At 63.0% G+C, this 2,431-nt stretch carries 2 protein-coding genes and 1 pseudogene; 1 reads left to right on the forward strand and 2 read right to left on the reverse strand.

Annotated features, from left to right (window positions below; genetic code table 11):
- A pseudogene (locus EN935_RS31205) lies at positions 1–582 on the reverse strand (hypothetical protein); the annotation flags it as partial.
- Between the two features lie 6 nt (positions 583–588).
- Positions 589–1,023 carry a hypothetical protein gene (locus EN935_RS31210; RefSeq protein ID WP_109659861.1) on the reverse strand — a complete coding sequence of 145 codons (435 nt, stop codon included), beginning with the start codon at positions 1,021–1,023 and terminating at the stop codon, positions 589–591.
- A gap of 726 nt (positions 1,024–1,749) precedes the next feature.
- Here EN935_RS31210 and EN935_RS31215 point away from each other — a divergent pair.
- A partial coding sequence (locus tag EN935_RS31215; protein ID WP_164771498.1) for a diacylglycerol kinase family protein occupies positions 1,750–2,431 on the forward strand: 682 nt, incomplete at its 3' end.

Genomic DNA, 2,431 nt, shown 5'->3' on the forward strand with positions numbered 1-2,431 from the left:
GGGAAACTGATACCACGGCACCTGGTCGAGGAACGCGGCATAGTCGGCCGCCACCTTGGCCTGATAGATGTCGGCGGCGGTTCGCTTGCCAGATGTCGCCTCGGTGATGCGGCCGACCGTGTTCTCATAGGCCCACTGCAGGATATGCTCGATCGAGTGGCTGGTGCCGATGATGACCAGCATCTGGTGGTTGGCGTAGTTGAATTTGTAGGGAGAGCTGGCCCGGATCACCATGGCGTAGTCCTGCCAGAAGCGGCCGACATAGGACCAGTAGGGGAAGCCGCTCGGCTGGTCCTTGTCGACGAAGCCGGCATATTCGCGCGCGGCGTAGACGATCGCCCATTCCGGATAGGTGAGGAAGGTCGATTCTTCCGGCCGCTGGTAGAAGGGGATCTCGGCGCGGACCTTGTCGGCCAGCGCCTTGGGCGGGGCGCCGTCGGCAATGCCGGGCAGCGGCGTCTTGTCGAGCGACGACGTCGTCAGGAAGCCGTAGCTCAGCCCGATGATCGGGATGAGAATGACGATGACGATCAGCCAGAGGATCGTCTTGATGATGCGCTTCAGCCAGCGGAACAGGAACATGGCCGATCAGGCCGTGGCGAAGTGGTCGTGTACGCGCTTGGCTAACCAGAAGCCGACATAGACGGCGAAGCCGCCAATGACGATGTGCGGCAGGTTGGCGAAGAAACGGGCCGGGAATTCGATATCGTTGAGAGAGCGGAAGCCGTTGATGAAGATGCCGGCATCGAGGCAGCCGGAACCGGTGACCAGCCCGAGCACGCCGTCGAACAGGTAGACCGAACCGAACAGCTTGAAATAGAACACCGCCTGGCGGTGCGAGATGAAGGCGGCGGCCAGTGCCCAGACGCCGGAAAAGGCGTGCAGCAGGTCGTCATACCATTGCAGCGAGAACAGGCCGAACAGATTGCCGTTGGCATCGTTGAACGCCGGTATGTAGCCGATGGCGACGACGCCGAAGAACAGGAAGGCGTAGGCAACGGCAAGCTTCTGGATCAACGTCATGAAGTATCCCCCTCCTACGAGCCTGCTTTGCAAACAGACTCTGACGACACAGCGATACTAACCGATTTTAGCGCGCGGTGAAGCGGCGCTCGCAAGATCGCCGGCAAAGGGCATCGAGGGGGGAAAAGACAGTCGGCGCCGGGATTTCTCCCAGCGCCTCCCTGTCAGATCAGGACACGGTCGCGGCAGCAACTTCCGTAAAGTCGTCGCGCCTTGCCGGCCTTGATTTTGACGGTCCTGCCAGTCCGCCACCCGAGAGCAGCGTCCGTTCGGGACCACGCCGGTTTCCACCCTTGCGAGCTTTGCCCTGCGCACCATCGAAGGTTTTTGCCGTCCTTCATGGCAGCATCGGTCCGCCGTCGGCGTTGGCACGCTTTCCGCGGCCCCGTAGGTCTCGGCATCCGTCCCTCGACCAGGCAAGCCTGCTCTCGATCCGGGCCGTACGGGCCTCAGGAAATCCGCCTTTCACTTCGCCTTTCGGCTTGATGATCGGTAGCCGCCTGAGATGGGTTTAACGTACGCCGGGTAAGGGTCGTAGGGAATGGCCATGGGCCTGTGGATAACGGGATTATCGGGGATCAATCAGGGATAGCGGGATTTTCGTATCCGTCATGATGGGCGGCGGAGGCGGACATTCGGCCCTTGCCCTGCCGACCGGTGCGGGCTTCAATGCCGGCAAAGGATTCGAGGCCCAAGCGTCTTCGATGTCCTTGCGGGAGGGTGTGCTTGAAAGTCGGGGTGGTTCTCAATCCGATTGCCGGTGGCGGCCGGCTCAAACGGCATTGGCCCGAGGTCGCCGCGTCGCTGAAGAAGCATTTCGGCGAATTCGAACTGCGCGAGACGCAGGCCGAAGGCGACGCCGAAAGGCTGGCAATCGATCTTGCGATGAGCGGCTTCGATCTGGTGATTGCGGCCGGCGGTGACGGCACCGCCAGCGAAGTGGCCGACGGGCTGCTGCAGGCGACCCAGGAGAGCGGCCGGATCACCGAGCTTGGCCTGTTGCCGTGCGGCACCGGCATCGATTTCGCGCGCGGGCTCGGTCTGCCGAAAGAAGTGGACGCCGTGCTGAAGCGGATCGCCGAGGCCAAGGGTCGCAAGGTCGATGCCGGGCGCATCTGTTACATCGACGACCATGGCGCGCTGGCCAGCCGGCACTTCATCAACATCGCCAGCCTGGGGCTTTCCGGCGCCACCGACCGCGCCGTCAATGCCGACAAGCGCAAGGGCAAGATGTCGGCCAAGGCGCTGTTCCTGTGGCGCACCGTGGTCGAGTTCATCCGCTACCGCTTCCAGGACGTCAGGATCACCGTCGACGACGGCGCCCCGGTCGAAGCGCGCATGGCGCTGGTGGCGGTGGCCAATGGAAAGTTCTTCGGCGGCGGCATGATGAACGCGCCGGACGCCGAAC

The organism is Mesorhizobium sp. M7D.F.Ca.US.004.03.1.1 (genome assembly GCF_003998635.1).
Classification (GTDB): domain Bacteria; phylum Pseudomonadota; class Alphaproteobacteria; order Rhizobiales; family Rhizobiaceae; genus Mesorhizobium; species Mesorhizobium loti.

Coding starts and splice junctions, on each gene's coding strand:
- EN935_RS31210 (WP_109659861.1), bottom strand. CDS start 1,023: ATGACGTTGATCCAGAAGCTTGCCGTTGCCTACGCCTTCCTGTTCTTC.